This is a genomic window from Methylobacterium sp. E-046, from assembly GCF_022829625.1.
Lineage (GTDB): Bacteria > Pseudomonadota > Alphaproteobacteria > Rhizobiales > Beijerinckiaceae > Methylobacterium > Methylobacterium longum.
In genome coordinates this window covers 1-26,807 of sequence record NZ_JAKSYP010000217.1, presented here as the reverse complement: position 1 = coordinate 26,807, position 26,807 = coordinate 1, and the positions used below count along the sequence as shown (strand labels likewise).

Genomic DNA, 26,807 nt, shown 5'->3' with positions numbered 1-26,807 from the left:
TTTGCGACCGTCTCCACGACCAACATCCCGCGCAAGCCTCCCGTTCGAGCCGGAAGGCAGTGTGGATGACTTGTCCTGGGGGTCCCGTTTGGACGCCGATCACCCCGAAAACGGGGTCCTTATTCCACGCCTAATCACATCCGGGGCGTCCCGGAACGACGGGGCTTGCCGCGCGGGCGTCGGTCGACCGTCGATGGAGTGCTCGGAGATCGGGGCGGCCATGCCGGATCGCGTCCATACCGAACGGGCAGGGCCTTGCCCGGCACGAGCCACGGCACGCAAGGCCCCGGGATGGAACAGTCGAGATCGTCTTCGGGGGGCGGTCGGCAATGCAATTGGACCTGGTCCTCTTACGATCATCCGATGAGCATCGACTCGTCTCGACTCATGCTCGGGATGCCGGACCGCCCTGAGGATGACTGCCGCCATCTCAGTCCCCGGGCGGTCCGGCGATCGTTGATCCTGGCCGAATCCCGGATATTGCGAGGCAGGAGGTCGTTCGGCGGCAGGGGCCTCGCACGCCGAACCGAACCTTGATGGTCCCAGAGCGGCGCAATCGAGGCTGGGCGATCATGGATGTTCGGTCCGAAGGGGACTGAAGGAACGGCATGGACGTGTTCCGTCACGAGATCATATTTACGAACGACCGTTACGTTCTAGGGGCGATGCGATCCCGCGGGGCACGCCGGCTCGGAGATTAGGGGCAAGGCCGTTTGTGAATGGCCGCTGCGTGAGCGTGGCCGCCTTGGACCCGACACGTCGGCGAGACGTAGGCAGGCCTCCTGGACTATCCGTCCCGAAACCGGCATCCAGCAAAAATCGAAATTACAGGTATTTAGCCGTGATCGCGTGCCTGCGACCAGCCCGATGTGTAACGTTCGTTTCTAGGAACTACTTGTTGGTTCGCGGGCCTAAAACGAACGTTATCGATCGCAACGGCCGATTGGCGTCCTCATACCAAAATGGACTGAGGCCGCCTAAGCCTGCTGTTGACCTGACCGGCTGGCTTTGGACCAGGCTGATTGAGAGGATCAGCCTGGTGCAGAGGAGTTGGGGATGAAGCGAGGACAGAGGCCGATGGCGGCGACGGCGCCCAGGGTCGAGCGATAGTGTTCCATGGCCTCGGTAACAGGCCGTGGAGTTCGCCGTCCCGTTTCATCCGCGCGATCCCACAGGGCGTGGCATCGCCGCAACATCCAGGGCGTCGTCGGCATGGCCCAGCTGAACGCGTGCTACGCCGGGGACGGCTCGGCGTCCGAGACCAACCCGCTCGTCGCCTCCGGCCTCAAGCCGTCAGCGGCCCCGGCCTCAGCGCCGGAGGTGGCCACGCAGCGTGCTGACGCGGCTGCCCACGAGGCGTACGGCCTTGCGGAGTTGCTCCTCGCTGACCCCAAACAGCCTGGCGTAGGACTCGCGGCTGGACCCGTCGTGGATGTCGAGGTGCGTGCGTTCGGTCTCGGTGGTCACCTGTGCTCTCTCCCTGCTAGGCCTCGCGAAGGGACGCCGTCCACTGTCGGGACAACGCGACCGCACCCGTCGTGTTGTGACCCATGGAGATGCGTTCCACCGCTCATGCACAGGTTCGGCGGGCGATCCGACAGCGCGTCCCGCCGTCCATGTAAGGCGACATCGGTACCAACTTTAAGCAATCGGAAAGATGCCAGCAGCGGAGGCTGTCCGCCTTGGGCGAGCTCCGATTCATATTGAGTATGGAACTTATACGAATTGGAACCCAGGAAAAAATGCAACCAATGACGTTTGGTGCTCTTCTTCTCGTATCCACCACATCGAACATTTCGTCGGCCGCGCCCGTCGGATGATGCGCGTTCGCGAAGGCCGCAGCCATGATCCATTGCAATCACCACCATGCTGGCGAGGACCGACCAGTCCTCGCCGAGGTCGCCCGGGTGCTAGCAGGGCGAATGGTGCCTCCCAAGAACGCGGACCTCCCGTCGCGCCTGGCCGAACTCGTCGCCGCGCTACTCGCAGGTGATGGCGCGCCCGGCGTCCATCGGCCGGGCGACGGCGTCCTTCAACCCGATGACGCTTGACCGGTGCCCGCCTTGCGCGCGAGCGTTCAGGCCGCCGCTCGCTTCGGACATGAGGGGCGGGAGCAATCGCCCCAGGGTCAGTTGACTGTACGAACGGTCGCGGAAAACCTGCTCAAGCTCTGGGCGATCGGATGCCGAGCAGGCGGATAACCGCGAAGGCCAGGACGGCCGACGCCAGGCTGAGACCGCACACGACGAGGAAACCGTGCGGATCGTCGCCCAGGGGTAATCCCTTCACGTTCATGCCGAACAGACCGGTGAGGAAGGTCGGGGGCAGGAACAGCGCCGACAGCACCGACAGGACGTAGAGCTGCCGGTTGGTCGCCTCGGCGATGCGCTCGGACACCTCCTCCTGCAGCAGCCGAGCCCGCTCCGCCTGCAGGGTCATGTCACGGTCGAGCGCGTCGAGGCGTTGTGCGAGCCGCGCCGCTGCCGCGACCGCGGGTCCGTGCACGTCGTCCGTCGCCCCGTCAGCCTCCAGCCGGTGGAATACGGCGGCGAGGCCGGTGATCTGGCGGTGCAGGCGCACCGCGTTGCGGCGGACCGGCCCGAGCCGGCGGCGGTCGTCGCGGGGCCGTCCGTCGAGGATGTGGTCCTCGATCCCGTCGAGGGCGTCGGAGAGCCTCCGCCCGGTGGTGGCCATCGCCGAGACGGCGTGCCCGACGAGGGTCTCAAGAAGCAAGCTCGGCGAGGCGACGGTATCGCCGCCCTCGACTGCGGCACGGGTCGCGTCCGGGCTCTCCGCCGGTCCGCGGCGCCCGCTGACGAGGCTGCGCGGTCCCATGACGAAATGGAGTCTGCCCGCCGGGGCCGGTTTCGCGCCCGGGCGTGCGATGTCCGCGACGACGCCCCCGACGTGGTCGGCTTCGACCGTGACGCGCTGGTGCTCGTCGGGGGCGAACACGGCGGTAGCAAGCCGGATGGGACCGAACTTGCCGTCACCTGCAAGTCCCGTCAGATCGGCGGCATCCAGGTCGTAGTGCATCCACAGGAACCCGCCGCCGAACGCGTCGAGGTCGGCCGCCGCCTGCGCCGCCGGGACGGACCGCCCCCGCCCGTCCGCGTCGAACGCCATGGCCCAGAGCGGCTCACCCTGCCGGGTCGATCCCAGTGTATCCTTGGTTTCGGTGGAAGCTTTCACCGGTCGATCCAATCGGTTCATGGGAGGGGTACAATCGATGCCCTGTCTGATGGCCGCGCGCTGACAAAACCGAATTGGCGCCCGGACGTTTTGAGCGGTGGCACTGAGCCCGTATGGTGCGGCTCGTAGCCGAATCGAGGGCGACCGACGAGCGGCATGGGCATCCGACCGGACATCGAAGCGACCCGTCGCTTCCGAACGGCGGGCAAGATGTCCAGCCCTTCGGCCGAACCCGCGCGGCGGTGGCACGCCAGGAACGCGCGAGCGTCCCGTGTCGCCCTCGCCCTGTCCCTGTGCCTCGCACCCATCGCCGCGGTCGCCCAGTCCGCGAACACTGGCGCCGGCGGCGACCCGCGCACCTCGGTCGCCCAGCCCGAGGTGTCGGGCAAGCCGTCGGCGGTGGCCACGACCTCGATCCAGTCCGTGCTCGGTGACGCGGCCGATCCGACCGGTTTGCGCCGCTTCCTGTCCGACCGCGGCGTCGTCCTCAGCTTCAACGCCATCGCCGACATCCTCGGCGACACCAGCGGCGGCACACGCCGGACCGCGACGGTCCTCGGGCGGCTCGACATGCAGCTCGACGCCGACCTCGACCGCCTCGCCGGCTGGCACGGCGCCGCGTTCCGGGTCGAGGCCTACCAGATCAACGGCGCCGGGCTGTCCCGGACCGCCGTCAACGACCTCGCCGTGGTCAGCGAACTGGAGGCGCTGCCGTCCACCCGCTTGTACGAGCTCTGGGTCGAGCAGCAGCTTCTCGACGGGCAACTGGCGGTCAAGCTCGGGCAGGTGGCGGCCGACACCGAGTTCCTCGTGAGCCAGACCGCCACGCTGTTCATCAACTCGACGTTCGGCTGGCCGACCATCGCCGGCACCAACCTGCCGAGCGGCGGCCCAGCCTACCCGTTCGGCGCCCCGGCGATACGGGTCAAGTACCTCCCAACACCGAACCTCTCGTTCCAGGTCGGTCTGTTCGACGGCGATTCGGCCGGTCCGGCGCGGGCGTGGAACGACCCGGACCCGCAACGGCGCGACCGCACCGGCACGAACTTCAGGCTGTCCGACCCGGCGTTCCTCATCGCCGAGGTCGCCTACGCGTACAACTTCGAGGAACGGGCCGGGTCCGGGCAAGTCCTGGACGAGCCCGGGACGGTGACGCTCGGGGGCTGGCACCATTTCGGCCGGTTCGATTCGCTTCGGGTCGACGATACCGGTCGCTCGCTCGCCGACCCCTCGACCAGCGGGGTCGCCCACAGGTTCAGGGGCAACGATGGGCTGTACGCGATCATCGACCAGACCGTGTACCGCGAGCCGGACGACGCCGGGCAGGGCGCCAGCGCATTCGTGCGGGCGGTGACGTCGCCGGGCGACCGCAACCTGATCGACCTCTACCTCGACGCCGGCATCGGCTACCGTGGGCTGCTGTCTGGGCGGTCGAACGATACGGCGGGCGTGGCGGTGTCGTACGCGCGCATCTCGCCGTCGGCCCGGGGCTTCGACCGTGACACCATCCTGGAGTCGGGCATCGCGATGCCCCGGCGGCGGTTCGAGGCGCTGGTCGAGGCCACGTACCAAGCGGTCCTCGCGCCGGGCGTGACGGTGCAGCCGAACCTGCAGTACGTTTTCCATCCGGGCGGTAATATCCCCGACCCCCGCGACGCGCTCGGGCGGCGGATCAAGAACGCCACGGTCGTCGGCATGCGGGCGACGCTGACCTACTGAGCGAGGTTCGACTTCATGCGGGCCATCGAAAATCGCCAATCAACCCAAGAGCGGACCCTTCAGGCATGAACGCCGTGCGGATAGCGCTCGTCAGGCGTGCATCGGAGACGGTTCTTCCGCCTTGTCGAGGTGAGGAATATTCGGCGCGGCGAAGGCAAGCATGCGGTCACCCTCGTCGGGGGACGCACGCTCGTTGTCGACCGAGAGGAGTTCGACCGCCCCGTCCGTCTTGATGATCAGCAGGGCGACCGCGTCGGTTTGCGCCTCCGCGTTCGCGGGGGCGACTTCGAATCGCCAGCCGGCCTCGTGCCGCCCGGCCAGGGCATCGAAGTCGATCTTGCCGTCGCCGAGAACCTTGCCGCGGGTATCCCGGCTGACGCCCGTGTCCGCATGCAGGAGGTGGTCCGACGACGGCGCGAGTTGGTAGACCCGCTCGCGGCCGATCTCGGGGGCAAGCCTTGTGCACACCAGCGCGTTGTAGAGCTCGTCCCGGGTCGCGGCGAGCAGATGGTCTGGGGGGTGGTCGGCGAGACCTTCCTCGGCATGCCGCGACAGGAGCTCGGCCTGCAGCGTTGGCACCCCCGCGTCACGGGCGGCCTGGAGCGCACCGGGATAGGTGTCGATCAGCACCACAGGCACGCTCGCGCGATGCAGGGCGACGACCATGTCGCTCGCCCATGGGGACGCTCCGACGACGGCGAGCCGTTGGGTCTCGGCCGCGGTAGACAAGCCCAGTCGCCGGGCCAGCGGTCCCAGCGAGAAGCCGTGAAGGATGACCGTGGCCACGATGACCGCAAACACGGTGGGCTGGATCAGGTCGCCGCCTGCGTAGCCCGCCTCGCTGAGGCGGGGGCCGGCCAAGCCAGCGACGGCGGCCGCGACGATGCCGCGGGGGCCGATCCAGCCCACGAACAGTCGCTCCCGCTGCGACAGGTCGCTGCCTAGTGTCGCGAGCCAGATGGCGGCCGGGCGGACCGCGAACAGGATGGCGGCGGTGAGACCGAGGATGGGCAGAGACAGCTTGCCGAGGACGCCGAGGTCAAGGTCGGCAGTCAGCACGACGAACAGGCACGACACCAGCAGCACGACGAGCGCCTCCTTGAACCGGCGCAACTCGCCCAGGCCCGGCACGTGGCGGTTCGCCAGCGCGATGCCGAAGACGGTCGCGCCGATCAGCCCGGCCTCGTGCATGAGCAGGTTCGGGACGACGTAGGCCACGAGCGCGAGCGCGAGCAGCACCGGCGTCTTGAGCGACTCCGGGACGAGATCCCGCCGGAACGCCCAGGCCACCAATAGGGCGAAGCCAACGCCGAGGCCGCCCGCCACCAGCACGCCCGCGGCGAGGTGGAGCGCCAGGGCGACTGCCGGGGTCTCGTCCGCGCCGTGCGGCACGCCCACCAGGATCTCGATGACGACCGCCGTAAGGATGGCCCCGACCGGATCGTTCACGATGGCCTCCCACTTCAGGAAGGCGGCGGACCGGCGCTCCAGGCGGGCGTGGCGCAGCAGCGGCAGGATCACGGTCGGTCCGGTCACGACGAGGATAGCACCGAACACCGACGCGGGGCCCCACATCATCCCGCCGATGAGGTGCGCGGCGAGGGTGCTGAGGACGAAGTTGATGGGCAGCGCGAAGGCGGTCAGCCGGAGAACGCCCTCGCCGGAGGCCCTGAGTTCGCGGAAGTCGAGCGCGAGGCCACCCTCAAACACCACGATGGCCACCGCCAAGCCGATCAAGGGGCGCAAGTTCTCCCCGAAGTCGCGGGACGGGTAAAGCAAGCCGAGCACGGGTCCGACAAGGAACCCGAGCGCGAGCAGCAGCACGATGGCGGGGATGCGCAGGCGCGCTGCGAGCACCTGGGCGGCGATGCCACCGCCCACGATGCAGAGGACGGCCGTCGCCAAACCGTGTTCCATCCATCCCCCTCCGGGCAAACCTGTCGTCGCGACCGTCCGACGCTTCACCAGCCGAGGGATCGGCACCTCCGCCGTCGTGCGGGTCGGATCACATGCCCTACTACGGGTTGGAGCCTATGGGATTCCCGCCAAGGCCTCTGTCGGGGTCGCATCCCCGGCGTCCGTCTGACGGTTGTCGAGCTTGCGCAGCTCGGTGGCGATGTCTTGCAGGCTGGTGTCGCCCTTGCGCAGGATTTGGTCGGCCTCGGACAGGCGCTCGCGTTCCACCGCCGTGATGTCCCGGGCACTCAGTACCACCACTGGGACCTCGGCGCAGCCGGGCAGGTCCCGGAGCCGGTCGAGAAACGAGAACCCGTCCATGACCGGCATGGTCAGATCGAGCAGCACGAGGCGTGGCACGCCGTGCTGGACCTGGTCGAGCGCCTCGCAGCCGTTCCCGGCCTCGCGCACGCTCCAGCCGTTGCGCTCCAGCACCGTCCGGAGGCGGTGGCGCATGTCGGCATCGTCGTCGACCACGAGCACGTCGCCGTCGGCCGCCCGGAACTGGTCGAGGATCGTGCGGAGCCGCGTCCAGTCGACGGGCTTGGGTACCGCCTCGACCGCCCCTAGGGAGGCGCTGAGGGCCGCGTCGGCGACGAAACTCACCATGACCACGGGGATGCCGGCGGTCTCCGAATCGGCCTTCAGGGCGGCCAGCACCGACCAGCCGTCCATCTCCGGCATCATCACGTCGAGTAGGATCGCACGTGGCTTGAGCGACTTTGCGAGGTCGAGGCCTGTTCGTCCGTCGCCGGCCGTGCGCACGGCAAAGCGTTGGCGTTCGAGGAACCGGGTCATCAGCTCGCGTTGGTTGGCCTCGTCGTCGATGACCAGCACGAGGTCACCCACCGTCACCTGGTTCTCGGGAACCGCCGGTGCCGCCTCGAAAACCTGCTCGGGAGCCGCTGCCGGGACGCGCAGGGTGAAGCTCGTCCCCTGGCCCTCGACGCTGTCGACCGTGATGTCGCCGCCGAGCAACTGGGCGAAGGCGCGGCTCAGAGCCAGCCCGAGGCCGGTACCGCCATAGTTGCGCGTGGTGCTCTCGTCGGCTTGGGTGAACCGCTCGAACAGCCGCCCGACCTGATCGGGATTCATGCCGATACCGGTGTCCTGCACCGTGAACCGGAGCCAGTCGCCGACCGCGTCGATCTCGCGGGCGGCACTCAGCGTGATGGTGCCGCTCTCGGTGAACTTGGCCGCGTTCGACAGCAGGTTGAACACGCACTGCCGCAGCTTGGTCGCGTCCGTGCGCGCCCGGCCGACGTCATCGGCTACGTTCAAGACGAGAACATTGCCCTTCTTGGCGACCAGCGAATCGACGGTGCCCGCAGCGTGCGCGACGAAGGCGGCGACGTCTATGTCCTCGGGGTAGAGTTCCATCTTCTCGGCCTCGACCTTCGACAGGTCGAGCACGTCGTTGATCAGGCCGAGGAGGTGCTGGGCGTTCGACTTGATCTTCCCGAGGTCCTTGAGGAGGCTGTCCTGGCCGAGCTCCTCGGCCTCCTCTTCCAGCATCTCGGAGTAGCCGATCACGGCTGAGAGCGGCGTCCGGAGCTCATGGCTCATGTTGGCCAGGAACCGGCTCTTGGCGCGGCTGTGTTCCTCGGCGGCATCGCGGGCCGCCTCCAGCGCCGTGTCGTGTGCCTCGCGCTCGGTGATGTCGGCGTGTACCCCGACCCACTCTCGGATCGTCCCGTCCGGATTGCGCACCGGCCGTCCCTTGACCGCGAACAGGCGGTATTCGCCGTCCTGATTCCGGACTCGGTGCCGAAGTTCGTAGCCCCTGTTCGCCGCGACGGCCTCACGCCACGCCGCCTTGGTCGGCTCGACATCGTTGGGGTGTACGGCCTCGGCCCAGCCCACGCCCTGGCATTCGGCCTCGGACTGGCCGGTGTAGGCCTGCCAGTATGGCTGGGGGCCCGTCATAGCGCCCCGCGCGTCGGCGGTCCAGATGATGTCGCCGACCGCCTCGGCGGCGGCCCGGAAGCGGCCCTCGCTGGCATGCAAATGGCGTTGCACCCGCTGCTGGTCGAACGAGGATGCGACGATGGCCATGAACAGGATCATGAAGGCCGTGCCCGCGACGTACAGGGCGAGGTGCTGCTGGCCCACGCCGACGCCGCCGGCGTGAGCGGCGTGTGCCCCGGCGTCCTCGGCGGTGAAGGTCGCCGCTGCCATGCCGGTGTAGTGCATCCCGGCGACCGCCAGACCCATGACCGCGGCCGCGGCGAGCTTCTGCCAGACGCTGTTTTGCCGGAAGGTCAGCCACAGCGCGGCGGTCGCGGCCGTCACCGCGATGGCGACGGACACCGCGACGATGGGCGGGCTGTAGGCAAGGTTGCCGGGCACCCGCATCGCGGCCATGCCGGTGTAGTGCATCCCGGCCACGCCGAAACCCATCAGGGGGCCGCCGACCAGGACGTCGCGCCGTCCCGCCCCTTCACGGCTGACCCAGGCGAACGCGGCGCCGGTGGCGGCTATGGCGAGCAGCAGCGAGGCCACGGTGATCCCGGGGTCGTAGGCGGCGGGCATGCCCATCTCGAAGGCGAGCATGCCGACGAAGTGCATCGCCCAGATGCCGCCGCCCATCGCCAGCGAGGCCGCCGCCACCCATGCCCAGCGCAGGCGGGCCGCGGCCCCGCGGACGCGGCCACCGAGGTCGAGCGCGGTGTAGGACGCGAACACCGCGACGGCGATGGAAAGCGCGACGAGGGCGGGGTCGTAGCCGGTATGGACCATGGGAATTCCGGGTGCGTTCCCACGGAGCCATGGCACAAAAACACAGCGGTATCGCGGCAATCGCCCATTCGTGAAGAGAACGGTCGATCAACCTCGACGGTGATCGGCACATTCGATGGTCCCGCGGCCATCCGGACGCAAATCCGCCGGCATCGTAGCCCGTATCCCGAGGCGGTCGGGACATACGTCCCGGCATCGAACCAATTGTATGCGCCGGCATCCACCGGCCGCGATTGGCATCGGGGGGTTCCATGAACACCAAGTTCATTCTCGCCGCGGCGGCCCTTGCCCTCGCACTCCCGGCCGTCGCCTAGGCGCAGGGTCTCGTGCGCGGCGCGCAGGAAGGTGCCGACGACGGGCGCGAGGCCGGCGGTCCCATCGGGGCCATCGTCGGGGGCGCCATCGGCGCGGCGACCGGCACCGTCAACGGCATCCTCGGCGTCGACGACCGCCCGCGCTTCCGCACCTACGTCGCGGCGAGCGCCGCGCCTCCTACGCCTACGACGGCGACGTCCGGATCGGCACGGTGCTGCCGTCGGCGGGCGTGAATTACTACGACGTCCCGGAGCAGTACGGCGCCCGCGGCAGCCGCTACACGGTCGTCAACGGCCGCACGGTGCTGGTTGAGCGCGGCAGCGGCCGCATCGTCGAAATCATCGACTGAGCCACGCGAGGGGGCGACCCGGGCCGAGGTGCCTGGGTCGCTGCCGATCAACGCCGACGGCGTGACCCGCGCAAACGTCCTAGAGTAGGAACCGAAGGCAGGCTGCGACGGCAACCGTCGAGGCGAGCGGCAGGCCCAGCATCGTGGCCATGGCCCCGGCCCGCATGCCCCGCGGCTCGTTGTCGTTGTCCGCGAGCCTGGCGAGGGTCAGGTGCCAGCGAGCGACGGATGCCTCGACGTCGATGGCTCGGGTCGCGTTCGTGTCGGTCATGGATCGCCTCTCCGAACGAACCGTCCCATAGCACGGGATGAGGGGCCTGTCCGCCGAGGCTTGCCCACCCCGGAATGCCTCGCGAACCCAAGGCCGTATCGCGATCCGGCGGCATGGGAACGTCAGCCCCGGGGCTGCAGCACGAAGTCGTCGGCGACCTCCAGGGTGTGGACGTCGAACTGGGCGAGCAGCGCCGTGCCGAAGCTCGTCGAGATGGCGACGTCGGTGGCGTCACGACCGCGGGCGATGACGACCCGCCCGATCCGACGGGCGTCGTGCCGAGCGTCGAACGTGTACCAGCGAGGTCCCTGCGGGCCGTTGAGGTAGACCTCGAACCACGCCGAGAAGTCCATCGGGTTGGGGTCCACGGGCACGCCGATGTCGCCGAGGTAGCCGGTGCAGTACCGCGCCGGGATGTTCATGCACCGGCACATGGTGACGGCGAGGTGGGCGAAGTCCCGGCAGACGCCGACCCGCTGGTGGTACCCGTCGAAGGCCGAGCGGGTGGCGTCGGCGAGTTGGTAGTCGAACCGGATGCGCTCGTGCGCCCAGGTGACGATGGCCTGCACCCGCCCCCAGCCCTCGGGGGCGCTGCCGAACAGCGACCAGGCCGTGCCGGCGAGCTTGTCGGTGTCGCAGTAGCGCGAGCCCAGCAGGTAGACGAGCACGTCGTCCGGTAGGTCCTGGACGGCGAGCTGCCGGGCGTCGGGTACGTAGGCGTCGGGCTCGCCGTTGTCGGCGATCAGGAAGTCGGCCGAGACCGTGACGCGACCGCCCGGCGCGAGCAGCCGCACGCAGGTGTTGCCGAACCCGTCCGTGTAGGTCCGCGTCGGCACCGGCGGGTCGACCCGCATCGTGTCAGAGGTCAGCAGGTCGTGGGTGCGAGAGGGGTGAACGCCGAGCTGGTAGATCAGTGGGGTCGGCCCGAACGTGTCGTAGCCAATGGTGTATCCGGCCCTGATCCTCATGTTCGTCCCCGTGGTTGGGAGTTCGCCGCCTCTTCGGTTCGGCGGTATCCGGCGATGCCTGCATGGGCCGTGCCCAGCCCGGGGAAGACCGGCTTAAAGCGTGAGCAGCAACGCGGCGTACCCGACGGCCCCGAGCGCGAAGGCCCAGAATCGGCTCTGCCGCTCGCTCGGCACCTCGTCCTTGAGGACGTTCAGGATCACGCCGCCGCCGAGGAAGGCCGTCAGTGCGGCGATGGCCGCGTCCGACACCACCGTCACCGCGCCGACGAGGAACCCCGCGACGACGGCGGCGACCAGTACCCAACGTCCGGTCCTGCGGTATGCCGCCTTGTGGTCGTCGTTCAAGCCGTAGTCGGTGACCACGAAATGCAGGGACATCGCCACGGTGAAGAACGCCAGGGAGCCGACGCCCGTCGTCTCGCGATGCAGGAGGAGGTAGCCGACGAGTGCGTTGTAGAGGCCGAAGGACCCCATGTGGATCCAGAACACCCCGGCCCCGGTGCCGACGTCGGCCGTCGGGGCGGAACCCCGGGCGTCGGTGACCGGGATGCCGGCACGGCGCGAGCGGTCGACCTTGGCCAGCCTGTCCAGCCCGTAGAAGGCCATCAGGCCGCCGAGCGCGATCAGGTAGACATGCCGCTCCGAGAAGCCCCCGAGCGTGCCGCCGGCCATGCGGCCGACGCTGGCCTCGCCGCTGGCCAACTCGGGCAGGAAGTGCACGAAGACGTAGGCCACCGCGACCCCGCCGGCCGCCGACAGCCAGACGCTCCTGGGCGAGCCGTCCAGGAACCGCAAGGACGGCGTCACGACATGCACGACCGCGAGCACGACCGCCGCCAGGGCGGCGAGGACCAGAATGGATGTCGTCATCCCGATCCGGCTCAGTTCGCCTTGGGTACGACGGCGGGTGCCGGCGACTGGGGCGGAACGGGGGGCACGGCCATGGGCGGGGGCTGATCCGAGAGCTTCTGCCGCGTATCGGCGAGCTGTGCCTGGATAGCCGCGAGTTCCTGCCGCGTCGTCGCAAGTCGATCCTCGACGACGGCCATCTCCTTGTTTCGGCCGGCCAGCGTCTCGGTCAGCGTGGCGAGTTGCGCCTGGGTGTCAGCCTGCCGCTTCAGGAGTGCCTCCGCCGCCGAGCTCGCGCCATCGCGGTCGGCCGTCAGCTTCAAGACGGCCTGTTCGGCCTGCCCGCGCTCCGAGATCACCCGGTCGCGCTCGGACTTGGCGGTGGCCAGATCGGCCTGGGTCGACGCCAGTGCATCCTTGGCCTGCTGCAAGTGCTGCCCGGCCCCGGCGATCTCTGCGGTCAGTTTGTCCTTGTTGGCGTTGAAGCCAGCGATGGCCTGCTCAAGGTCGCCCCGTTGCTTCGTAACCTGCTCGGTGGCGGTCCTGGCGTCGGCAAGTTCCTTCTGGGCCGAGGCTGAACCTTCCCGGGCCTTCTGCTGGCTCTCCTCGGCCTTGGCGAGATCGGTGGTCTTGGCGGTCGCCTCCTGGGACATCGCGGCGATGTCGGCACGCAGCTTGGCCTCCTGCTGGCGCGTCTCCTCCAGGCGGCGCCCGACGTCTGCAAGCTCCTTCGTCCGGGCCGTCGCGGCCTGCTCGGCCGCGGTGGTAGCCTCCCTCATCGGCGCGAGCTTCTGCTCGGCCTGGGTGACCTGCGCCTGAAGGTCGGCCAACTTCCTGGCCTCCGCCTCGGATGCCGCCTTCGCCTCCGCCGCCTTGCCCTCCGCTGCCTGCCGCTCCGATACGAGGCTGACTGACTTGGCCTTGGCCTGCTCGCCGGCCTGGGTCGCGTCCCGGTCCTGTTGCTGGGCCTTGGCGATCCTGGCCTGGAGCGCGGCCAAAGTGCCGGCAGTCGACCGCTGCTGGTCGAGGTCCGTCTGCAGGGCCGTCCGCTGGCTCTCCAACTCGCCGATGCGGTGGTCCCTGGCGCCGCGTTGCCTGGCGCCGGCGATAGAGGCCACGACCAGCCAGAGAAGCAGCACCGCGGCGATGACGGCGAGGCTGAACGGGAGGGGTCGGCGCAGTTCCGAGCGATAGTCGATAGCCATTGCGGTCTCGCGGGCTTGGAGGGTTTGGGGTCAGATCGAGGAGGCGGCCTCGCCCGGGGTCGGTTCGGTAGCTGCGGCGCCCGGCTCGGCACCGCGAACGGGCGGGACCGAGCTTGCATGTGCCGCCTCGACCAGGGAGCCGATCATCGTCAGGAGAGCGCGGTGCTCCGGCGATCCGTTCCCGGAGGCGAGGAAGGCCGTGAGCTCGATCCGGGACGGCGAGCCCCCGGACGGTCCGTTCGGCTCGTGGAACACGAACACGTCGGCCGTGTCGTCGCCGTGGCAGAGGAACCACCGGTCGTCGTTGCCACTGGCATGGATCTGCGTTCGCATGGTCGGCATCGGCGGACCCCTCCGGTGGTGGCGCTAGAACTCTGTCGGCTTGATGCCGGCCTTCTCCAGGCGCTGCTCAAGCTCAGCCGGCAAGGCTTGTACCGCCTGCCGCACGGGCATCTGCACCACGGGGTCGAGGGCGCGCATCGTCGAGTACAGCCCGGCCGCGGCCGCCCCACCGAGGAGCGGGGCGAGTACGAACAGCCAGAGCTGCCCCACCGCGTCCCAGCCGGCGAACAGGGCCGGCCCGATGCTGCGGGCCGGGTTGACCGAGGTGTTGGTCACCGGGATCGAGACGAGGTGGATCACGGTCAGGGCGGCGCCGATGGCGAGCCCGGCGAAGCCCACCGGCGCCTTCAGGTCGGTCGCCCCGAGGATGGTCAGGACGAGGAGCGCCGTCAGCACGAACTCGACGATGAACGCCGCCGTCATGTTGTAGTGGCCCGGCGAGCGCGCGTCGTAGCCGTTCGAGGCGAAGCCCGAGGCGACGTCGAAGCCCGGATGGCCCTGCGCGACGACGTAGAGGAGGGAGGCGGCGACGACCGCGCCGAGGACCTGGGCGGCCATGTAGCCGGGCAGGCGCGCCGCATCGAACTTCCGGCTCAGGGTCAGGCCCAGCGTGACAGCGGGATTGAGATGGCAGCCCGAAATCGGACCCAACGCGTAGATCATCGCCATCAAGACGAAGCCGAACGACAGCGCGACCCCGGCGTAGCCGATGTGGTCGGCTGCCAGGACGGCGCTGCCGCAGCCGCTGAACACCAGGACGAAGGTGCCGATGAACTCCGCGAGGTAGGGACGCATCAGCGGGAGTCCATCGGGGTGGAGGTGACCGCCGCCGCGGCGTACCGGTCGGGATCGCGCACGGCGCGGTAGGTCGTCGACGCACGCGGCCCCATGCCCTTGAGCAGCATCACGGCACCGAGGCACATCAGCAGCACCGGCACCGGGTTGCGTCGGACCGCCGCCAACGCGCCGTCGTAGAGGCCGGCCCCTGTCGCGTCGCGCCGGACGGTGCCGAGCACGTCCTCTGCGATCCCGGTGGGGGTGAGGCGCTGGGTCAGCCTGTCCAGCGTCCGGTCCAGGCGGCCACGGCTCGCTTCGATCTCACGCTCCAAGCCATCTGCGTCACTCGTCATGCGTCACGTGCTCCTTGATGACGACAGCATCCTGCCGGAGCTGCCGGCCTGTCCGCGTCGGGATGAGCCCGTCGACCGTGAACCGGCTCTTAGCCATCAGTGCCATGACGACGCCGATGACGAGGAAGGCAGTGCCGACGATCAGGGCGGCGAGCGCCTCCGAGCCGACGACGGTGGCGAGCCACTTCATCAGGGCGTCGACCAACGCCAGGAAACCGACGACGGCGAACACGGCCGCGCCGGCCATCGACGCGAGGCCGACGATCAGGCGGCGCAGGTTGTCCGCCATCTCCCGCCGGAACAGGGCGATCTCGCCCCGCAAGACATCGCCGGCACCGCGGAGTGCCTCGGCCATCAGGCCCTGGAGTCCGCCGGACGGCGGGGGAACGGCGCTCACGGATACCCGCCCCAGGGCTGCCTGGGCTCACCACGGGACTTGAGCGCATCGCCGTTCCCGGACCGCAGGAGGTGGAAAGTGCCATACCCCAGCGCACCAGCCACCAGGGCCGTCGCCAGCGGGTTGCCTCGCGCCACCGCTTCGGCGTCGCGAAGGAGTTCGCGCAAGCCACGGCGTGCGACGTGGTCCGAGAGCGCGTCGAGGTTGTCGGCGACCGTGTGGACGAAGGGCTTCGCCCGCGCCTGTCCGTCAAGCTCGTCGCTGCCTGAACGCAGCGCTCTGGCGAGCTCGGACAGGAAGCCGGCCGCCTCGGTCCTGCGCCGGTCGGCATAGCCGCTCGCCTGATCACGCACGGCGTCTGCCAGGCCCGCCGGCGAGCGCGCCGCCTGCATAGGGCCGTCGGCGGCGGGTGATGGTCCCGCAGATCGGATCGGATTGTTCATGGTGCTGCTCCGGACCTGCGGGACGGTGTTGGAACGGGGGACCGACCTAGCGGCGACCGTGGACGACCATCGCGAGGAGGTAGCCGAGTGCGCCCGCCATCGCCGCCATCATCAGCGGGGACTCCTTGGCGTAGCTCGTGACCGTGTCGGCGCCCTGGCGGTAGGCGCGCTCGGCGTCGGGGAAGGCGTCGCGGCCCTGCTTGAGCGCGCCCTGCGCAAGATCGCCGGCCTGGTCGGCCACGTCTCGGACGGCGTCCTTAGCCTGCCCGTACAGGTTCTCGACGTTACCCTTGGCTTCATTGGCGGCGCCTTTGGCCTTCGTCTCGCGGTCGCCGGTCACGTCGCCAACGGCGCCCTGGACCTTGCCGCCGAACTCCTTCGCGGCACCGGTGATGCGGTTCTCGTCCATGGGTGTTCTCCTGAGTGAGGCCGGACGCGCGGGATGCGCGTCCGGCGGTTGCATGGGGTCGCGTTACTTCTTGGCGCTCTTGCCGTGGGCCTTGGTCGAGCTCTCGTGCGCCTTCTCGGAGTGGCCGTGGGCCTCCTTGGAGTGCTTGGCGGCCTTCTCCTCGTCGCCCTTCTCGTGGTGCTCTGCTGCGGTCTTGTGCGACTTGGCGGCGGCCTCGTGGTGCTTGGCGGCCTCGTCGTGCGCGGTCTTGGCCATGGTGGTTTTCCTCGGATGGCACCGTCACGGTGCTCGTTACGGTCGTGTCGACCGGCGCGTCCGGACGGGACGGATCCAGACCGGCGTGCGGGGTGTCCTCAGGCGCGCCGCCTCAGAGGGCGGGCAGCCTGCCGTCGGGGGTGTAGCGGTCCACCGCCGAGGGAAGCTCCCGGGAGAGCCTGGAAAGCAGTTCGTCGTGCGACAGCCCAGTCTGCCGAGACAGGGCGTCCATGACATCGGGACCGATGGCCTGGCGCAGCTGGGGCGGGGCGATCTCGTGGTTGGGACCGTGGTTCACCCAGGAATCGGCGGCCGCGCCGTGGCCGTTCTGCCGGAAGCTCTCGACCATCTGACCCAGGCCCCCGCCGAGCACGTTGCCGACGCCGGCCCCGCCGAGCGCACCGCCGATGTTGCCGAGCAGGCCCCCGAGGCCGGCCTGGCCGGGCGCGGCCGCGGACCCCGCTTGAGGCGCTGAATGACTGCCGCCGAGCATCTCGACGATCTTGTCCTTGTTCTGGAACCCGGCCACGGCGAGCAGGCCGAGCAAGGCGGTCATGGAGGGAAAGCCGTCACTCATGTTCGTTCTCCCGTTCGGGTGTGCGAGGTACGGGTTCCGGGCGGCTCAGGACCTCGAACCGGTTCCCTTGGACGCCTTGTATTCGTCGATGGCGGTCCGGCAGCCGGGCGAGAGCTTGCCCATGTTCCTGCGGAAGCACGCCACCACCTCCGACCCCTTCGGATCCATGCCGTTGCAAAGGCTGAGATAGTCCCCGGAGCAGAACGTCCGGAGATGGTTCGTGGCGGCATCGTCGCCCTGGGCACCGGCGGAGCCGGCCGCCATGACGAAGGAAAGGACAAGGAAGCGAGTGATGCGGATCATGGGGCGGGGGCCGTGCTCGATGCTTGCCTGGGGTTCGTTCTTCGGAAAGGAGGGGCCACGGGACCCCTCCCGATCCCTCGATCAGACCGGCTTGCGCGGGGCGGTCCCGGTGGTTCCGGCCGTGCCGGTGCGCTCGACGTTGCCGCGCTCGTCAGTGACCTCGACCTCGGTGTGACGGACCTTGTCGGTCACGGTCTCGACGCGGTCGGACGCCTCCTTGCGGATGCCGACCTCGCCGACGACGCGCGCCTCCTTCGACACCACAGCCTGCTCGCGCATCTCGGTGGCCTCGATGACCTTGTCCTCGAACAGGGCCATGTCCCCCGGCGTCACCGCCCGGTCGACCACGCGGCGGTCGACGTGCACGGTCTCGTCGTGCAGGGTGACGTTCTCGCTGACGGCCTTCTCGACCGCGTAGGAGCGGACCCGGACACGACCGCTGTCGACCATGCGCTTGCCTACGTTGAGGCGCTCCTCGACCACCGGGATATAGTCAGTGCCCTGCGCGGTCCCCCGGGCCGCGACGGTCTCGGTCCCGCCCGCCGCGTGGAGGCCGGTGGTCTTCGTCGAGGTGACGGGGGTGGCGGCCATGACCGGCGCGCCGGCGGCCTGTCCGGTCCAACCCTCCTTGCGCCAGGACGCCTCACGCTCGTCCATGTCGACCGAGCCGTGCTCCTCCAGGATGTCGTAGGTCCGCTCTGCGTAACTGTCCTCGACCGTCGCAGTCAGCATGGTGCCACCGCGGTTCAGTCCTTCGGCGTGCAGGTGGCGGTCCTCCTCCGGCATGAAGAACTCCTTCAGCGAGCCCCACATGCCGCCCTCGTGGGTCGTGGCGGCGCTGGTCGTCGTGCCGACCTCGCTGCCGGACAGGATCCGAACCCCAACCTCGGGAATGCCAAGGGCAACGAGCTTCGCCTTGGCGGCGGTAGCCTCGGGGTAGGTGTCGTACATGGCGGTGATGGTCTGGGTCATGGTTCGATCTCCGATGGCAGTGCGTGGGGCAGGGCCGTGACGTGCCCCTCGGGGGACACGCGTTCGATCACGGCGTGCTGCCTGCGCAGCGTCACCGGCATCTCGACGTCCTCGCCCGCCGTGGTTTGGCGGACGTGCACCTCCTCCTTCAGGAAGAGGCGCTTCTCGACGACGAGGATCTCTTCCAGGACCGGGATGATGGTCACCCCGTTCTCCTCGCGGACTGCCGGGGGCATCTCGCCCTCAGTCAGCGTCCGGTTGATCGGCACCCGGGTGACCCCGACCATGTCGCTGCGCAGGGTCTCGCGCAGGACCTGGTCGATGGTCTCGGTCAGGGTCGAGACCCGCACCCGCCCGGTCTCCACCGCCCGCTTGTCGATGCGGGCGGTCTCCTCTATCAGCGGGAGCGATACGGTCTCACCGAGAGCGACCTCAGTCGCCGGCTTGTCCTGCGCCCCGAGAAGACGCGGCTCGATGGCGGCGGGGTCGCTCACAGTCAGACCCGACGCTGGGTCGTGACGACGGGGGCGGCGCGGGTGAGCACCGGATCGACGGCGGCACCACGGCCGGCGAAGAAGGCAGCCAGGGCACCGAGGATCAGCGCCAGGGCACCGTAGAGCGCGCCCTGAGAGCCGACGCGGGCGGCGGTGTCAGCCGCCTGCTTGGCCTGTTCCTTGGTCTGGGCGACGGTGTCGTTGAACTGCTTGGTGTAGTCGGCCACCTGGGTCCGGGCCTGCTCGACCGGAATGTTCTGCGCCTTGGAAAGGGCCACCGCGGCCTTCTCCTGGGCGTCCTTCTGCTGGGCGGCGTCACCGGTTACGGCGGCGCGCATGGCACTGACGGCGGCGTTCTTGAGCGCCTCGGGATCGTTGCCGGTGCCGTTGCGGACCTTGCTCTCGATGTTCGAGAACGGGTTGTCCATGCCCGGCAGCGACGGGGCAGCCGCCTGTGCCGCATTCTTCACTGAACCACCGACCAGGTTGCCGGCACCGCCGAGCGTACTCGACACCGCGCTCGATGCGCCGCTGACGATGCCGCCCACCGCCGAGGACAGCAGGTACACAACGACCAGCGTCGAAACCGCCCAGGCGAGCAGCCCGTGGTAGGCGGTGGTGGTGTTGGCGGGCTTCCCCGAGAGGCGCCCGGCGAGCCAGCCGCCGGCGGTAGCGGCGAGGATGCCGGAGATCACGAACCAGATCCCGGCACCGGACGAGAGCGACCCGGCGGTCGGGGTGCCGTTGCCGGCCGGGTCGACGGTCGAGAGGCCGATGCCGAGCCCGACCATGTTCAGGATGACCTGGGCGACCAACGCGATCACCGCGCCGGCGAACACCGCCCCCCAGGAGACCGAATGCAGCGCCATCGTGCGCATGTCCTCAGCCGGGGTGGCCAGGCTGGTGGTCGGCAGGTCGCGGTCATAGGCCGGACGGGTGGTATCGGGGGACAACGCCATCGTGGAAACACTTTCGTCGGGAGTGGTCGGGTCGGTCTTCGGCCGAGAATCGGCGGAAGGGGTGCGCCGGGTCAGAGGACCCGGCGGCGGCCGGCCAGGGCGTGGTAGATCCACAGCACGATCACGGCGCCGACGACGGCGACGAGCAGGCTGTAAAGGTTCACCCCGGAGACGCCGGGCTGGCCGAACTGATTGAAAAGGAAGCCGCCGACGACGGCACCGACGACGCCGAGCAGGATGTCGACGAACAGGCCCTGGCCAGTGTTGTTGACGATCTTGCTGCCGATGAAGCCGGCGATCAGGCCGAGCACGGTCCAGGCGAGGAGGGACATAGGCGGGCTCCGGGCATGCGGGATCGGACCGTGCCGATGCCACGCGGGAAATTTCGGGGTTCGGTCTTCTCTCGGGCGCCGGGGTCGAGGCACGTCGGCGGCACCCCGTTGTACCGGCCAGTTGTGATCCGTTCGGCGGACAGTACCGATGCGCGACAAGTGGCCTAGGATCGTGATATTCCGCCAATTAGCATCGCCAGTCCGGCTTATTTTCGATCCGAACCTGAGTTCTAGGGAAATGGATTGGGCATCATTCAGTCCCGAACAGTTTTCGGCTTTGGGCCTGTCGAGGGTTTCTTCCGCGTTTTAGGCGCTTCGATCTCGGTCGCCGGTCCCGGGTCCCCGGTGAGCTTCCTCAGCGCGTCACGCACCGAGGCCTTGACCTGTTCCAGCGTGGGCTTGGGTTCCTTAGCCATTCGGTCCCCAATCGACGCCCGTGGCGCGCCGTTGAGTAAGATGGCTTGCGTTCCGTCTCGCGCACATCGTCGAAACGTACCGGTTCGTACGTTTTACGTACCGGTCCGGGCCTTTCGTCTAGCGGTTAGGTCGCCGGGAAGCCGTGGTCGCGTCCCCAGACGACGGCCTGGGTGCGGCGGTTTACGCCGATCTTACGGTAAAGGGCGGCGGCGTGGTTGCGTACCGTGCTGCCCGACAGGGCGAGAGCCTGGCCGATGGCCTTGTCGCTGTCCCCCCGGCAGATCAGGTTCAATACCTGACGCTCGCGGGAAGTAAGGTCGGGCATCGCGGGCTTCCCTGCCTCGCCGGGATTGCGCAGGACCGAAAGCTTCTCGACAAGGCCTCGACTGAACCACGAGGCGTCGGTCATCACCGTCTCGATGGCTGAATACAGTTCGCGCTCCGACCGTTTTCGCTCGGTGATGTCCTGCAGGACCATTAGAACCGCATCCTCGCCGTTGATGACGATGCGCTCGGCCGAGACCAGGCAGTCGAGGGACGCCCCGCCACCGTCGCGGACGCAGGTCTCGATGCCGAGGGCGGACCCTTCGCGCTCCAAGGTCGCCTCGAACCGTTCACGGGCTACGTCGTCGACCCATAGCCCGGTCTCCGCCACGGTCCGTCCGACGGTCTCCTTCCCGGTTCGGCCGAACACCCGGACGAACGCCTCGTTGACCGCGGTCAGTTCATGGTCGCAGGCCTGGGTCAGCACGGTCGGGACCGGAGTGAGCCGGAATGCCTTGGCGAAGCGCTCCTCACTCTGGCGCAACGCTGTTTCCGCAATGCGGCGCGGTTCGAGGTCGGCGAAAGTGAACAGCATGCAGGCGACGTCGGCCATCGCGATGGGCTGGCCCGCGACGATGACCGCGTGCGTGCCGCCATCGGGGCGCTTCAGGAGTGCCTCGCGGTGAGGGATCGGCTCGCCGGCGTTCAGGTGTTCCAGCGCCCTCTCCCGGCCGTGAGCCTCGGCGAGGAGATCGACCTCGTACACGCTGCGACCGACGAGCTTGTCGCGTGTGTACCCGGTGATCTCCAGGAAGCCGGTGTTCACGCGGACCAGGCGCAGGTCGGACAGGCGCACGATCACGGCCGGGGCCGGATTGGCGTTGAACGCGCTTTCGAAGCGTTCCTCGGCCTCGAACTGCGCCGAGATGTCCTTGATGATCAGCGCAAGGAAGGTCGGGCGCCCCCCGGCGTCGGTGACGACGAGGCTTCGGAGGGAATGCACGAAGTCGACGCCCGGGCGATCGGCGTGCCGGACCTCGACGACCACGTCGCGGAAGGTCTCGCCGTCGACGACGCGTTCGATGGGATAACGGCCCGGTGCCTGGTTGTTGCGGTAGCGCAAGCTGAAACGGGCCCGGTAGGCGTCGACCGTGTTGCCGAGGTCGGACAGGGCCGCGACACCGTGCATGGCCAAGGCAGCGTCGTTGGCCCAGGCGATGCGTTGGTCGGGCTCGACTAGGATCACGCCCTCGCTCATCCCGGCGACGAGTTGCCGGAGTTCGGAGCGGTTGGCGTCGGTCGCAACCGGTCCCTTCTCGCGACCGTGGCCGCCCTCGATCCGTCCCCGGGGTGCTCCGTCATCGTGGACGGCGGGGCTTCGTTCCTCGGGCGCCGCGAGGGGCGGGGTGACCTTGGCCTTCATGATCGCCCCCCCGGGGCACGACCGACACATCGCGCGCGATGACATCGTCGGGCCAAGGTCCGGGAACGTAACATGCCCGACGGGAAGTGTCCCCATCCAGCCGCCGGACGTTCCCCGGAAGTGGATGCGGGATTCCTGGGACCAATCGCTCTGGGCAACGTTATGGGGCGGTGCGCCGCACTAATCGAGCGTGCCTAGGGATGCCGTATGCCCAACGATGATGCCGTGGTCCCGCGTCCACCCGCCCAGGTGCCGCCGCCTCTGGTGCCGGGCCTTCGCGGTCTGCTCACGCTCGCCGTGGGGGTCGTTCTGATCGCAGCGCTGTACTTCGGGCGCGAGGTGTTCATTCCCCTCGTGCTGGCGGTGCTCCTCAGCTTCGTCCTCGCCCCGGTGGTCAACCTGCTGCGGCGGATCAAGTTGGGGCGCGTGCCCTCCGTGATCGTCGCGGTGCTGCTCGCGCTCGGCGTGATCGGCGGCATCGGCGCGGTCCTCGGCACGCAGGTGGCGGGGCTTGCCGGCAACCTGCCGCAGTACCAGGCAACGGTCTCGAAGAAGTTCGCCGGCCTGCAGCAAGGCTGGCTCGGCGATGCCAACCGAGTCATCGCCAAGTTCAGCCACCAGGTCCACGACGCCACCCAGAAGGCCGACGCGGCCGGCACCACCGCGGCAACCGGTCCGGGGGGCGACACACCGAAGGCGCAGCTCGTCCGGGTACAGGAACCAGAGATCTCGCCTCTCGCACTTGCGGAGAAGGTGCTCGGTCCGATCTTCGAGCCGCTTACAACGGTCGGCATCGTGCTGGTCGTCGTCGTGTTCCTGCTCCTTCAGAGGGAGGACCTACGAAACCGCATGATCCGTCTGTTCGGGTCGAGCGACCTGCACCGCACGACGGTGGCGATGGACGACGCAGCCGGTCGGCTCGGGACCTACTTCCTGGCCCAGCTCGGCATGAACGCCGCGTTCGGCGTCATCGTCGGCGTTGGCCTGTGGTTCATAGGTGTGCCCAACCCGATCCTCTGGGGCGTGTTCTCGGCGCTGATGCGCTTCGTGCCCTACATCGGCGCCTTCATCTCCGGCATCCTGCCCGTCGCCCTGGCTGCGGCGGTGGACCCGGGTTGGAGCATGGTCATCGCCACCGCCGCCCTGTTCCTGATCGCCGAACCGATCTTCGGGCAGGTCATCGAGCCACTTCTTTACGGACACTCCACCGGCCTCTCACCCTTCGCGGTCATCGTCTCAACGCTGTTCTGGGGCTTCCTCTGGGGTCCGATCGGCCTGATCCTGGCCACGCCCTTCACGGTCTGCCTCGTGGTACTCGGCCGCCACGTCGACAGCCTGGAATTTCTCGATATCCTGCTCGGTGACCGGCCGCCCCTGACCCCTGTCGAGAACTTCTACCAGCGCATGTTGGCCGGCGACCCTGACGAGGCGCGCGACCTGGGCGAGGCCATGCTCAAGGAGCGCTCGTTGTCCTCGTACTACGACGAGGTAGCGCTCAAGGGCCTGCAGCTCGCCGCCAACGATTATGCGCGCGGCGTGGTCACACCGGCGCAATTAGAAAACATCCGAGCATCGGCCAGGTCCCTGGTCGAGGACTTCGAGGACCATTCCGACGTCGAGCCGGCCGGGACCGACACGACGGTCAACCCGAACGACACCCCGACGCTCGCCGAGCGCGCGCATCCGAAGAACGAGGCCGTGCCAGGCCAGGCCCCGTCACGCGAGATGCTGCCCGAGGCGTGGCGCTGCGAGGCGCCGGTACTTTGCCTTGCCGGACGCGGCCCCCTCGACGAAGCCTCCTCGGCGATGTTGGCGCAACTCCTGCGTAAGCATGGGCTCGGGGCCCGTGTGACCGCCTACCAATCCGCCTCGCGCGAGGGCATCCGCAACCTCGATCTGTCCGGCGTGGCGATGGTCTGCATCTCCTACCTCGACATCACCGGCAACCCGTCGCACCTGCGCTACCTGCTCGAACGCCTCAAGCGGCGGGCACCTGGCGTGCCAGTGCTCGTCGGGCTCTGGCCCGTGGGCGAGGGGGTGCTGACCGATGCCGCGCTTGGCCGGCAGGTCGGGGCCGACGCCTACGTGTCGTCGCTGCGTGAGGCGGTCGAGGCCTGCCTCAAGGTGGCCGATGGTTCGTCGACGGGCGGTGGGACATCCGTCGCGGCCAATGCGGCATAGGGGCGGAACAAGGCGATAGCTTGACCGTTGTTGGGCGATCAAACAGTCAAGCCTTGGACGGCCGCCGTGAAGACAGTCCTCGCCGCTTTTGCCATCTCCTCGCTGATCGTCGCCCCGGCATCCGCATCCGGGACGCTAAGCGTCAAACCCGCTCCCGGGAAGCCTGAGCCGGTTCGGATGGCCGCCGTGGTGGACGTCGTCCCCGCACCCGCCGCCCAGGCGGCTTCGGCCAAGAAGGTGCGCGTCGTCCTCGCCTCGCCCTACGGCAACTGAGGCCGGATCGCAGGGCTTGTCGTCGAATGGTCACGGGCACCGTTTCTCTGGCTGTCGTCAGTTCCCCGCCGCAATTGTCCCGTAGGCATATCCGACCTAGGGAAGTGTGAGTTGGTCACCCACCTAGGCCAGTGCTTAGGGGTTATGGGTGTTTCGTAGTATCGGATGTATCGGGCGGTCCATGGCCGCCTGCGCGGGGCTTTGGACCCTTTTGGGACTTGGGGCCTGCGGTGGCCGACCGACGGGCGTACTCCTCCCCATCGCCGACGCGACATCCGTTACCGGCGCCTCCCGCGTCGACATGCTCGTCGCCACCACCCGCAAGTCCGCCATAGACCGCGGCGTGCTGTTCTCCGGCGAGCGCGGCGAGGCGGTGACCTACACCGACCTGGCGGTATCAATACCGCCCGATGCCACCCGGCAGCCCGGCACAGTGCAATGGCCTGAACGCCTGCCTGGCAATCCCGCCACCGACTTCGTCGCCCTACGCGCCGAACCGGTGGAACACGGCAATGTCGCCGCCTGGACCGGCAGGGCTGTGAGGGGGCGGGGCAAGCGCCATGTCCTCGTGTTCGTACACGGATTCAACAACAAGTTCGAGGATGCCGTCTTCCGGTTCGCGCAGATCGTGCACGATTCTGGAGCCGAGGTCGCGCCGGTGCTGTTCACTTGGCCGTCCCGCGGCTCGGTGCTCGCCTACGGGTACGACCGGGAGAGCACCAACTTCTCCCGCAACGGCCTGGAGACCTTGCTGCGCGACCTATCCAAGGACCCGAACGTCGGCGAGATCACCGTGCTGGCCCACTCCATGGGCAACTGGCTCACTTTGGAAAGCCTCCGGCAGATGGCCATCCGCGACAGGCGCGTGGCGCCAAAGATCAGGAACGTCATCCTAGCGGCGCCGGACGTAGACATGGACCTCGCCCGGGGTGCCTTCCACGACATGGGCAAGGACCACCCAAGGCTGACGCTGATGGTGTCGGGCGACGACCAGGCATTGGCTGTCTCGCGGCTCGTCTGGGGCGACAGCGTTCGCTTGGGGGCCATCGACCCGGACGCCGAACCGTACAAGTCGGAACTGGCGCGCGAGAACATCGGCGTCCTCAACCTGTCCTCCGTGAAGTCGGATGACGCCCTAAACCACGGCAAGTTCGCCTCCGGGGACGTGGTCGCGCTCCTGGGCAAGCGGCTCGCTGACGGCCAGCCGATCTCGGACGGCAAGGTCGGGATCGGGGACAAGCTCGTTAGCACGGCGGCGGGCGCGGCCTCGACAGTGGCAACGGGCGCCGCGCTGGCGGTGGCGGCGCCCGTGGCCCTCGTCGATCCGCAGACCCGCGAGAGCTATGGCGAGCACCTCTCGAACGTCGGCAGCGGCTTCAAGGATACGGTTGGATCGACGGTCGACCTTGTGGGCGCACCGGTCCGGGCCGTCACGGGAGCCGGACGGTAGAGGACCGAAGAAGCGGGCATGGGCAGCTTTCGCGGCGTCACGCGATACTACGAGCAAGTCCGCGCCCAATTGGCTTCTATGCTTGTGTGCAACAGCCGTGATCAATCCTTCGAAGCCAACACAACTTTGACATGTGCGCTTGTCCTCGACGTCGCCTTCGTCGCGTCGCCCCCGAATAGAAAGACCTCCCGCGCTAGTGCACCGGCGATGCCACGAGCTATTGTGACGGCATTGATGGGCGGTGGGGAGGAAAGGGAGGCCTGCATCTACAAGCAGCTGTCGGAAATTTGTCGGCACGCCCTCAGAAGAAAGACGACAAGGTGGGCAAGCTGACGGTTGGGGGGTAAGAGAACAGAATCCTCGGCCCCACCCATGCGATATTCGAGCAACTCAACCCTCCCGGCGTTTTGGAATTCCCGGCCCTCAGCATGGGTGGTGACGACGCCCAGAATGGTTCCGCCGCAGGGCGGACCAGGGCAAGCTGATCGGCCCCCACAAGGTGGTCCAAGAGTAAAGTTAGTGCATGGTTGGCCGCTCTGCCACGGGTAGCTTGGCCGGCGGAGCTGGTCGGGCGAGTGCAGCTGGCCAAGCGGAGAAGGCTGGCATGAAGACCTCCGGTGCCG

At 68.6% G+C, this 26,807-nt stretch carries 26 protein-coding genes and 1 pseudogene; 5 read left to right on the top strand and 22 right to left on the bottom strand.

What is annotated here, in order from left to right; genetic code table 11:
• Positions 1-1,308: 1,308 nt before the first annotated feature.
• Both MKK82_RS23715 and MKK82_RS23710 read right to left on the bottom strand, forming a co-directional pair.
• Positions 1,309-1,467 (bottom strand): DUF3606 domain-containing protein, encoded by a 159-nt coding sequence (locus tag MKK82_RS23715; protein ID WP_243987011.1) that lies wholly within the window; start codon positions 1,465-1,467, stop codon positions 1,309-1,311.
• A gap of 696 nt (positions 1,468-2,163) precedes the next feature.
• Positions 2,164-3,192, bottom strand: a complete 1,029-nt coding sequence (locus MKK82_RS23710; RefSeq protein ID WP_243987010.1) for a CorA family divalent cation transporter — start codon at positions 3,190-3,192, stop codon at positions 2,164-2,166.
• A 210-nt stretch (positions 3,193-3,402) separates the two neighbouring features.
• On the opposite strand from MKK82_RS23710, the gene MKK82_RS23705 reads away from it, so the two are divergent.
• The gene (locus MKK82_RS23705; RefSeq protein WP_243987009.1) at positions 3,403-4,911 is read left to right on the top strand and encodes a carbohydrate porin; all 1,509 of its coding nucleotides are present in this window, start codon (positions 3,403-3,405) and stop codon (positions 4,909-4,911) included.
• A gap of 90 nt (positions 4,912-5,001) precedes the next feature.
• Here the strand turns inward: MKK82_RS23705 and MKK82_RS23700 are convergent, their stop codons facing one another.
• Together MKK82_RS23700 and MKK82_RS23695 are read right to left on the bottom strand one after the other, a co-directional pair.
• Positions 5,002-6,828 carry a cation:proton antiporter gene (locus tag MKK82_RS23700; RefSeq protein WP_243987008.1) on the bottom strand — a complete coding sequence of 609 codons (1,827 nt, stop codon included), beginning with the start codon at positions 6,826-6,828 and terminating at the stop codon, positions 5,002-5,004.
• Between the two features lie 114 nt (positions 6,829-6,942).
• A complete protein-coding gene (locus MKK82_RS23695; RefSeq protein WP_243987007.1) occupies positions 6,943-9,606 on the bottom strand; it encodes an MHYT domain-containing protein in 2,664 nt (887 codons plus the stop codon).
• Between the two features lie 326 nt (positions 9,607-9,932).
• Between MKK82_RS23695 and MKK82_RS23690 the strand changes: the two are divergent.
• Positions 9,933-10,270, top strand: a pseudogene (locus MKK82_RS23690) (DUF1236 domain-containing protein).
• A 79-nt stretch (positions 10,271-10,349) separates the two neighbouring features.
• Here MKK82_RS23690 and MKK82_RS23685 read toward each other — a convergent pair.
• The 18 genes from MKK82_RS23685 to MKK82_RS23600 form a co-directional block, all read right to left on the bottom strand.
• On the bottom strand, positions 10,350-10,541 hold the full coding sequence (locus MKK82_RS23685; RefSeq protein ID WP_243987005.1) for a hypothetical protein: 192 nt from the start codon (positions 10,539-10,541) through the stop codon (positions 10,350-10,352).
• A 122-nt stretch (positions 10,542-10,663) separates the two neighbouring features.
• Positions 10,664-11,509, bottom strand: coding sequence for a transglutaminase-like domain-containing protein (locus tag MKK82_RS23680; protein ID WP_243987003.1), 846 nt, complete (start codon positions 11,507-11,509; stop codon positions 10,664-10,666).
• 93 nt (positions 11,510-11,602) lie between these two features.
• Entirely contained in the window at positions 11,603-12,379 is a 777-nt protein-coding gene (locus MKK82_RS23675; RefSeq protein WP_243987001.1) for a hypothetical protein, read from the bottom strand.
• 11 nt (positions 12,380-12,390) lie between these two features.
• Positions 12,391-13,563 carry a chromosome partitioning protein ParA gene (locus MKK82_RS23670; protein ID WP_243986999.1) on the bottom strand — a complete coding sequence of 391 codons (1,173 nt, stop codon included), beginning with the start codon at positions 13,561-13,563 and terminating at the stop codon, positions 12,391-12,393.
• A gap of 30 nt (positions 13,564-13,593) precedes the next feature.
• Positions 13,594-13,905 (bottom strand): hypothetical protein, encoded by a 312-nt coding sequence (locus MKK82_RS23665; protein WP_243986997.1) that lies wholly within the window; start codon positions 13,903-13,905, stop codon positions 13,594-13,596.
• A 24-nt stretch (positions 13,906-13,929) separates the two neighbouring features.
• Entirely contained in the window at positions 13,930-14,700 is a 771-nt protein-coding gene (gene aqpZ, locus MKK82_RS23660; protein ID WP_243986995.1) for an aquaporin Z, read from the bottom strand.
• Positions 14,700-15,035, bottom strand: coding sequence for a DUF3618 domain-containing protein (locus tag MKK82_RS23655; protein WP_243946267.1), 336 nt, complete (start codon positions 15,033-15,035; stop codon positions 14,700-14,702). Before MKK82_RS23655 ends, aqpZ begins: the two co-directional genes overlap by 1 nt.
• Positions 15,025-15,432 (bottom strand): phage holin family protein, encoded by a 408-nt coding sequence (locus MKK82_RS23650; protein ID WP_313902113.1) that lies wholly within the window; start codon positions 15,430-15,432, stop codon positions 15,025-15,027. The genes MKK82_RS23655 and MKK82_RS23650 overlap by 11 nt, the downstream gene beginning before the upstream one ends.
• The gene (locus tag MKK82_RS23645; protein WP_243986993.1) at positions 15,429-15,875 is read right to left on the bottom strand and encodes a hypothetical protein; all 447 of its coding nucleotides are present in this window, start codon (positions 15,873-15,875) and stop codon (positions 15,429-15,431) included. The genes MKK82_RS23650 and MKK82_RS23645 overlap by 4 nt, the downstream gene beginning before the upstream one ends.
• Positions 15,876-15,921: 46 nt before the next feature.
• A complete protein-coding gene (locus tag MKK82_RS23640; RefSeq protein ID WP_243946271.1) occupies positions 15,922-16,284 on the bottom strand; it encodes a CsbD family protein in 363 nt (120 codons plus the stop codon).
• Positions 16,285-16,347: 63 nt separating this feature from the next.
• Positions 16,348-16,539 (bottom strand): hypothetical protein, encoded by a 192-nt coding sequence (locus MKK82_RS23635; protein ID WP_091713696.1) that lies wholly within the window; start codon positions 16,537-16,539, stop codon positions 16,348-16,350.
• Positions 16,540-16,651: 112 nt separating this feature from the next.
• Complete coding sequence (locus MKK82_RS23630) at positions 16,652-17,116, bottom strand: YidB family protein (RefSeq protein ID WP_243986991.1); 465 nt, start codon at positions 17,114-17,116, stop codon at positions 16,652-16,654.
• A gap of 45 nt (positions 17,117-17,161) precedes the next feature.
• Entirely contained in the window at positions 17,162-17,419 is a 258-nt protein-coding gene (locus MKK82_RS23625) for a 3',5'-cyclic-nucleotide phosphodiesterase (protein WP_243986989.1), read from the bottom strand.
• 81 nt (positions 17,420-17,500) lie between these two features.
• Positions 17,501-18,391 (bottom strand): YsnF/AvaK domain-containing protein, encoded by an 891-nt coding sequence (locus tag MKK82_RS23620; RefSeq protein ID WP_243986986.1) that lies wholly within the window; start codon positions 18,389-18,391, stop codon positions 17,501-17,503.
• Complete coding sequence (locus tag MKK82_RS23615; RefSeq protein WP_409566833.1) at positions 18,388-18,891, bottom strand: YsnF/AvaK domain-containing protein; 504 nt, start codon at positions 18,889-18,891, stop codon at positions 18,388-18,390. Before MKK82_RS23615 ends, MKK82_RS23620 begins: the two co-directional genes overlap by 4 nt.
• Positions 18,888-19,844 (bottom strand): PhnA-like protein, encoded by a 957-nt coding sequence (locus MKK82_RS23610; RefSeq protein ID WP_243986984.1) that lies wholly within the window; start codon positions 19,842-19,844, stop codon positions 18,888-18,890. The genes MKK82_RS23615 and MKK82_RS23610 overlap by 4 nt, the downstream gene beginning before the upstream one ends.
• 71 nt (positions 19,845-19,915) lie before the next feature.
• A complete protein-coding gene (locus MKK82_RS23605; protein WP_243986983.1) occupies positions 19,916-20,176 on the bottom strand; it encodes a GlsB/YeaQ/YmgE family stress response membrane protein in 261 nt (86 codons plus the stop codon).
• A 541-nt stretch (positions 20,177-20,717) separates the two neighbouring features.
• Entirely contained in the window at positions 20,718-22,280 is a 1,563-nt protein-coding gene (locus MKK82_RS23600) for a helix-turn-helix transcriptional regulator (RefSeq protein WP_279603242.1), read from the bottom strand.
• A 207-nt stretch (positions 22,281-22,487) separates the two neighbouring features.
• Between MKK82_RS23600 and MKK82_RS23595 the strand changes: the two genes are divergently transcribed.
• The 3 genes from MKK82_RS23595 (at position 22,488) to MKK82_RS23585 (ending at position 26,184) form a co-directional block, all read left to right on the top strand.
• Positions 22,488-24,461, top strand: a complete 1,974-nt coding sequence (locus tag MKK82_RS23595; RefSeq protein ID WP_243986982.1) for an AI-2E family transporter — start codon at positions 22,488-22,490, stop codon at positions 24,459-24,461.
• Positions 24,462-24,527: 66 nt separating this feature from the next.
• Entirely contained in the window at positions 24,528-24,734 is a 207-nt protein-coding gene (locus MKK82_RS23590) for a hypothetical protein (RefSeq protein WP_243986981.1), read from the top strand.
• 301 nt (positions 24,735-25,035) lie between these two features.
• Positions 25,036-26,184 carry an alpha/beta hydrolase gene (locus MKK82_RS23585; protein ID WP_243986980.1) on the top strand — a complete coding sequence of 383 codons (1,149 nt, stop codon included), beginning with the start codon at positions 25,036-25,038 and terminating at the stop codon, positions 26,182-26,184.
• The last annotated feature ends 623 nt before the right edge of the window (positions 26,185-26,807 follow it).

Bases quoted from the DNA above. Each gene is read 5' to 3' on its own strand.
- MKK82_RS23705 (WP_243987009.1), top strand. From the start codon at position 3,403: ATGTCCAGCCCTTCGGCCGAACCCGCGCGGCGGTGGCACGCCAGGAAC.
- MKK82_RS23700 (WP_243987008.1), bottom strand. From the start codon at position 6,828: ATGGAACACGGTTTGGCGACGGCCGTCCTCTGCATCGTGGGCGGTGGC.
- MKK82_RS23695 (WP_243987007.1), bottom strand. From the start codon at position 9,606: ATGGTCCATACCGGCTACGACCCCGCCCTCGTCGCGCTTTCCATCGCC.
- MKK82_RS23685 (WP_243987005.1), bottom strand. From the start codon at position 10,541: ATGACCGACACGAACGCGACCCGAGCCATCGACGTCGAGGCATCCGTC.
- MKK82_RS23680 (WP_243987003.1), bottom strand. From the start codon at position 11,509: ATGAGGATCAGGGCCGGATACACCATTGGCTACGACACGTTCGGGCCG.
- MKK82_RS23675 (WP_243987001.1), bottom strand. From the start codon at position 12,379: ATGACGACATCCATTCTGGTCCTCGCCGCCCTGGCGGCGGTCGTGCTC.
- MKK82_RS23670 (WP_243986999.1), bottom strand. From the start codon at position 13,563: ATGGCTATCGACTATCGCTCGGAACTGCGCCGACCCCTCCCGTTCAGC.
- MKK82_RS23665 (WP_243986997.1), bottom strand. From the start codon at position 13,905: ATGCCGACCATGCGAACGCAGATCCATGCCAGTGGCAACGACGACCGG.
- aqpZ (WP_243986995.1), bottom strand. From the start codon at position 14,700: ATGCGTCCCTACCTCGCGGAGTTCATCGGCACCTTCGTCCTGGTGTTC.
- MKK82_RS23655 (WP_243946267.1), bottom strand. From the start codon at position 15,035: ATGACGAGTGACGCAGATGGCTTGGAGCGTGAGATCGAAGCGAGCCGT.
- MKK82_RS23645 (WP_243986993.1), bottom strand. From the start codon at position 15,875: ATGAACAATCCGATCCGATCTGCGGGACCATCACCCGCCGCCGACGGC.
- MKK82_RS23640 (WP_243946271.1), bottom strand. From the start codon at position 16,284: ATGGACGAGAACCGCATCACCGGTGCCGCGAAGGAGTTCGGCGGCAAG.
- MKK82_RS23635 (WP_091713696.1), bottom strand. From the start codon at position 16,539: ATGGCCAAGACCGCGCACGACGAGGCCGCCAAGCACCACGAGGCCGCC.
- MKK82_RS23630 (WP_243986991.1), bottom strand. From the start codon at position 17,116: ATGAGTGACGGCTTTCCCTCCATGACCGCCTTGCTCGGCCTGCTCGCC.
- MKK82_RS23625 (WP_243986989.1), bottom strand. From the start codon at position 17,419: ATGATCCGCATCACTCGCTTCCTTGTCCTTTCCTTCGTCATGGCGGCC.
- MKK82_RS23620 (WP_243986986.1), bottom strand. From the start codon at position 18,391: ATGACCCAGACCATCACCGCCATGTACGACACCTACCCCGAGGCTACC.
- MKK82_RS23610 (WP_243986984.1), bottom strand. From the start codon at position 19,844: ATGGCGTTGTCCCCCGATACCACCCGTCCGGCCTATGACCGCGACCTG.
- MKK82_RS23605 (WP_243986983.1), bottom strand. From the start codon at position 20,176: ATGTCCCTCCTCGCCTGGACCGTGCTCGGCCTGATCGCCGGCTTCATC.
- MKK82_RS23600 (WP_279603242.1), bottom strand. From the start codon at position 22,280: ATGAAGGCCAAGGTCACCCCGCCCCTCGCGGCGCCCGAGGAACGAAGC.
- MKK82_RS23595 (WP_243986982.1), top strand. From the start codon at position 22,488: ATGCCCAACGATGATGCCGTGGTCCCGCGTCCACCCGCCCAGGTGCCG.
- MKK82_RS23585 (WP_243986980.1), top strand. From the start codon at position 25,036: ATGCTCGTCGCCACCACCCGCAAGTCCGCCATAGACCGCGGCGTGCTG.